Origin of the sequence: Azospirillum sp. TSO22-1, from assembly GCF_003116015.1 — a bacterium.
Taxonomy (GTDB): Bacteria; Pseudomonadota; Alphaproteobacteria; order Azospirillales; family Azospirillaceae; genus Azospirillum.
The window spans coordinates 1-1,166 of sequence record NZ_LGQZ01000214.1; the positions used below are offsets into that span (position 1 = coordinate 1).

The 1,166-nt window shown below is 67.1% G+C and carries 1 protein-coding gene; it reads right to left on the reverse strand.

The features are described 5' to 3' along the window. Positions 1 to 1,166 (reverse strand): elongation factor Tu (gene tuf, locus TSO221_RS34095; RefSeq protein WP_109122898.1); only part of this gene is annotated, 1,166 nt, incomplete at both ends.

Consider the following 1,166-nt stretch of genomic DNA (forward strand, 5'->3'; position numbering starts at 1 on the left):
TACTCGATGATCTTGGCAACCACGCCGGCGCCGACGGTGCGGCCGCCCTCGCGGATGGCGAAGCGCAGACCCTCGTCCATGGCGATCGGGGCGATCAGGTGCACCTCGATGGCGACGTTGTCGCCCGGCATCACCATCTCGGTGCCCTCCGGCAGAACCACCTGGCCGGTCACGTCCGTCGTGCGGAAGTAGAACTGCGGACGGTAGTTCGAGAAGAACGGCGTGTGACGGCCACCCTCCTCCTTGGTCAGGATGTACGCCTCGGCCTTGAACTTGGTGTGCGGCGTGATCGAGCCCGGCTTCGCCAGAACCTGGCCGCGCTCCACGTCCTCACGCTTCGTGCCGCGCAGCAGCGCGCCGATGTTGTCGCCCGCCTCGCCCTGGTCGAGCAGCTTGCGGAACATCTCCACGCCGGTCACCGTCGTCTTCACCGTCGCCTTCAGGCCGACGATCTCGACTTCCTCGCCGACCTTGACGATGCCGCGCTCGACGCGCCCGGTCACCACCGTGCCGCGGCCCGAGATCGAGAACACGTCCTCGATCGGCATCAGGAACGGACGGTCCTTCGGACGCTCCGGCTGCGGGATGTAGGCATCCACCTCAGCCATCAGCTTCAGCACCGCGTCGCGGCCGATCTCCGGGTTGCGGTCCTCCAGCGCGCACAGCGCCGAACCCTTGACGATCGGAATGTCGTCGCCCGGGAACTGGTACGACGACAGCAGCTCGCGCACCTCGAGCTCGACCAGCTCGAGAAGCTCGGGGTCGTCCACCATGTCGACCTTGTTCATGAACACGCACAGCGCCGGAACGCCGACCTGGCGGGCCAGCAGGATGTGCTCGCGCGTCTGCGGCATCGGGCCGTCGGCCGCCGACACCACCAGGATCGCCCCGTCCATCTGCGCCGCACCCGTGATCATGTTCTTCACGTAGTCGGCGTGGCCCGGGCAGTCCACGTGCGCGTAGTGGCGGTTCGACGTCTCGTACTCGACGTGCGCCGTCGAGATCGTGATGCCGCGCGCCTTCTCCTCCGGCGCCTTGTCGATCTGGTCGTAGGCGGTGAACGTCGCACCGCCGCTCTCGGCCAGAACCTTCGTGATGGCCGCCGTCAGCGACGTCTTGCCATGGTCGACGTGACCGATCGTGCCGATGTTGCAGTGCGGCTTGTT